The sequence below is a fragment of the Rahnella perminowiae genome, from assembly GCF_019049755.1.
Lineage (GTDB): Bacteria > Pseudomonadota > Gammaproteobacteria > Enterobacterales > Enterobacteriaceae > Rahnella > Rahnella perminowiae.
This window is the reverse complement of the sequence record NZ_JAFMOS010000294.1, coordinates 1-3,738: the sequence shown is the minus strand read 5'-3', so window position 1 is coordinate 3,738 and position 3,738 is coordinate 1. Positions and strand designations below refer to the sequence as shown.

Below are 3,738 nucleotides of genomic sequence, written 5' to 3'. Positions count from 1 at the left end.
AATGAACATCGATCTGTGCTCTACAACACTAAAAAAATTAAACGCAAAAATAATACCTTTTATTATTATTTGCTACTTTGTTGCCAATCTGGATAAAACCAATATATCCGTTGCGGCACTGCAAATGAATGCCGATTTAGGCTTGTCTGCCAGTATGTATGGCCTGGGTGTCGGTATGTTCTATATCTCCTACATTATTTTTGAAATACCCAGTAACGTCATTATGACGCGGGTTGGTGCACGCATCTGGATTGCGCGCATCATGATTACCTGGGGGATTGTCAGCGCCGGGATGTCACTGGTCCATACGCCGACACAATTGTATGTGATGCGCTTTTTGCTGGGTATGGCAGAAGCCGGGTTTACACCGGGGATTATCTACTATATCTCCTGCTGGTTTCCCAAGAGCAACCGCGCCCGTGCCATGTCGTTCTTCTATATGGGATCGGTGCTGGCGTCAGTGATTGGATTACCGATTTCCGGCAGTATTCTCAATATGCACGGCATTGCCGATATCGCTGGCTGGCGCTGGCTGTTTGCGATGGAAGGCATCCCGGCCATCATTCTCGGCTGTCTGGTACTGTTACGTCTGCCGGATACGCCAAATCATGCCACCTGGTTGAGTGCGGACGAGAAAAAATGGCTGAACACCCGGTTACAACAAGAGAATAGTGACGTAGAAGTAGGGAAACATCATTCATGGGCCAGTGCGCTCAGGAATAAAGTGGTATTGATGTTGAGTCTGGTGTGGTTCCTGCAAGCATTTTGCTCAATTGGTATTACACTCTTCCTGCCGCTCATTATTAAAAGTGTGGCTACAGAACAGAGTAATTTTGTTATTAGCGTTTTGTCGGCCATTCCTTTTGCCTTTGCCGCGATCTTTATGTACGTGAATGGACGCCATTCAGATCTTACCAAAGAGCGCTCGCTGCATCTGGGGGTGCCGTTAATTATTTCCGGCTTACTGCTGGCTGCCTCGATATATACCAGTAACCTCTTTGTTGCCTATATTATGCTGGTATTGACCGTCGGCTTTAACTTCGCGCTGACCCCGATATTCTGGGCGGTAACGACCGAAAAATTAGCGGGTGTTGCTGCGGCGGCTTCTATCGCTTTCATTAATGCCATTGCCAACTTTGCCGGTCTGGGATTGCCGCCATTGCTGGGGAAAATAAAGGATGTCACCGGCAGTTTCCATTATGGCTTATTGATCATTGCTACGGCACTGGTTATCGGCGGCATCGTCGGTATCTATGTTGGCCGTCCGGCTAAAGTAATAGCGACAAAATCGTCAGCCTCGTCATTATCGCAACACTAAGGTCTTGTTATGAAGAATATCGCGGTTAAACAGAAAATATTGAAGCAGGCATCGCTGCCAGATCAGTTGAATGCACAACTGAACGCGCTATACGATGTGTATGAATACAACGACATGGCCGCCGGGGAGTTTGACCGGCTGGCCGCCGAGTTTCGTGTAGTACTTACTAACGGCGAAGCCGTGGTCAGTCGCGAATTTATGGGACGGCTACCTAACCTTGAACTTATCAGCGACTTTGGTGTTGGCTATGACGGTATTGATGTTGCCGCAGCAAGAGAACGTGAGATCGCTGTGACCCATACCCCCGGCGTATTGACGGATGACGTCGCCGACCTGGCCATGGGGTTGATACTGGCAACGTCACGCCAGATCCCTGGAGCACAACGCTTTATCGAACAGGGGGCATGGCAGAAGGGCGGTTATCCCTGGACCCGTAAAGTCTCAGGAGCGCGGTTAGGCATTATTGGCATGGGGCGTATTGGGCGTGCTATCGCCAAACGCGCGGCTGCATTTAATATGTCGATCGCCTATACGGATCGCGCAGCACTTGCCGACATGGATTACACCTTCCATGCAACATTGCTATCGCTGGCCGGGGCGAGTGATTTTCTGGTGGTCTGTACCAACGGTGGTGCAGAAACCCGCGGCCTCGTTAATCGCGATGTATTGAATGCTCTGGGCGCAGAAGGCATTCTGATCAATATTTCCCGTGGATCGGTCGTCGATGAGCGGGCGCTGATTGAAGCCATCGAAGAGGGGACACTCGGGGGAGCCGGTCTTGATGTTTTCACCGACGAACCGCACGTCCCGCACGCATTGTTACACCGGGCAAATGTGGTGGTCACGCCGCATATGGCCAGTGCTACCTGGGCGACGCGCAAAGAGATGTCGCGTCTGGTGCTGGAAAATGTCAACGCCTATTTTGCTGGCGAGCCGTTGGTGACGCCTATTCCGCAGTAACCGAGTGAAAACGTATTCTGCATTTAAATCAAAGCGTGGCGTTAAGTCGCGCTTATTTATTGTCAGCGTTAAGCCACCTCCCGGGAGGAGGTGATTGTCCCTGTGAGGCTTTAGCCTGAAGGAGGTCCATGTCAGCTTACTCACCACAAGTCCCGTTTGGGGGATAATCACGTTGTTCTTTCGCAGTCATCGCCGTCCGGGACTGACCACTGAAGGGCGCATCTGTCTGCGGGCAATACGGCCAGCTTTCAGCCAGATAAAAGGTATCGTACTTGTTCCCATTACTCTTATGCGCGAAGAACAGGAGAGGGGCTTGCTGATTGTCCCGCAGGAAATGCCGATTAGTTCACTGATTGCGTATTACCTTGTATACAAGGAGTTCGCCATATTACAGAAGATAAGTCGCCGCTTCCGTAACTGGATAACGACTACCGCAGCAGCAGCCAGGAATGAACATTCAGATAAACTAGGGAATGTCAGAATGCATCACCGCATTCATCAGCGCTAGCAACAGATGTACCAGTGCTGATAAACCCATCAGTACGGTTATGGGGGCCTGCGTGCATGAGAATATCAGCCCGGCCAGCGCGATGCCCACCAGGGAACCTGTTTGCCTGAAAGTGGTATGTATGGCTGAGGCGGTACCTGCTGTGTCCCGCGTTCTGCCTGCAAGTACGAGTGCGGTCATTGGCGGTACGGCAAACGCCACGCCACCTGCGAGCAGGGCCATTGAGATAAAGACCAACAGGGTTATCTGTCCGTTTAGCAATATCATTCCTGCATAACCCGCGCTGCCTGCGAGAAGGCCTGTGACCATTTGTTTTTTTATTCCCCAGCGCCGCATTAACCGCGGCGGACAGATTGCCTACGAAGAGAAAAAATGCCAGCGCCATTAACGGTAGCGCACTCTGGCCCCATTCCTGTTCCGGGAGCTGTATCAGGACCCAGCTCAGACAGCCCAGGGTGGCCATCGCCAGAACCTGGCCGGTGAAATCCAGCGCCCGTAAACGGGATGGCAAGGCAGCAGGCAACAGCCTGTAACCGGAACAGATGCCGTACAGACCCACAGGCAGGTTGATGAGAAAGATGCTGCGCCAGCCGAAATCCCCCACCAGAACACCGCCAAGCACCGGGCCTGCCGCCGCCGCAACGGACACCAGACCGCCAAACATGCCGATTGCCTGCTGTCGTGCATGTCTGTCGGGGATTAATGACGACAACATCAAAATCTTCAGACTGAAGATAGCAGGCTGCATCGGATTCCAGACCTCCTGTTGCTTCCATCAGGATTAGTTTTATGCCATTTCGATTTAAGGCATTGATTATCATAATAAAAATATCATTATCATTTGACACCGTTAACTGACTGACAATATGACTGTTCGCAATGTCCAGAATGCTTTTAGGTACATCAATTCCCGCGCAATTAAAATGGCAGGTCAGATTCAAAAAAATTCCAC

Annotated in this window: 3 protein-coding genes and 2 pseudogenes; 2 read left to right on the top strand and 3 right to left on the bottom strand. The window is 51.0% G+C overall.

The window, feature by feature from the left end:
* Position 1 precedes the first annotated feature (1 nt).
* Both J1785_RS02620 and J1785_RS02615 read left to right on the top strand, forming a co-directional pair.
* On the top strand, positions 2-1,318 hold the full coding sequence (locus J1785_RS02620) for an MFS transporter (RefSeq protein ID WP_217137953.1): 1,317 nt from the start codon (positions 2-4) through the stop codon (positions 1,316-1,318).
* A gap of 9 nt (positions 1,319-1,327) precedes the next feature.
* Entirely contained in the window at positions 1,328-2,278 is a 951-nt protein-coding gene (locus J1785_RS02615) for a 2-hydroxyacid dehydrogenase (RefSeq protein WP_217218746.1), read from the top strand.
* 466 nt (positions 2,279-2,744) lie between these two features.
* Here the strand turns inward: J1785_RS02615 and J1785_RS26640 are convergent, their stop codons facing one another.
* The 3 genes and pseudogenes from J1785_RS26640 to J1785_RS26635 all read right to left on the bottom strand — a co-directional run.
* Positions 2,745-3,095, bottom strand: coding sequence for an MFS transporter (locus tag J1785_RS26640; RefSeq protein WP_238483039.1), 351 nt, complete (start codon positions 3,093-3,095; stop codon positions 2,745-2,747).
* A 109-nt stretch (positions 3,096-3,204) separates the two neighbouring features.
* Positions 3,205-3,501 (bottom strand): annotated as a pseudogene (locus J1785_RS26980) (MFS transporter); the annotation flags it as partial.
* A pseudogene (locus tag J1785_RS26635) lies at positions 3,476-3,721 on the bottom strand (IS110 family transposase); the annotation flags it as partial. The pseudogenes J1785_RS26635 and J1785_RS26980, both read right to left, overlap by 26 nt.
* Positions 3,722-3,738 lie beyond the last annotated feature (17 nt).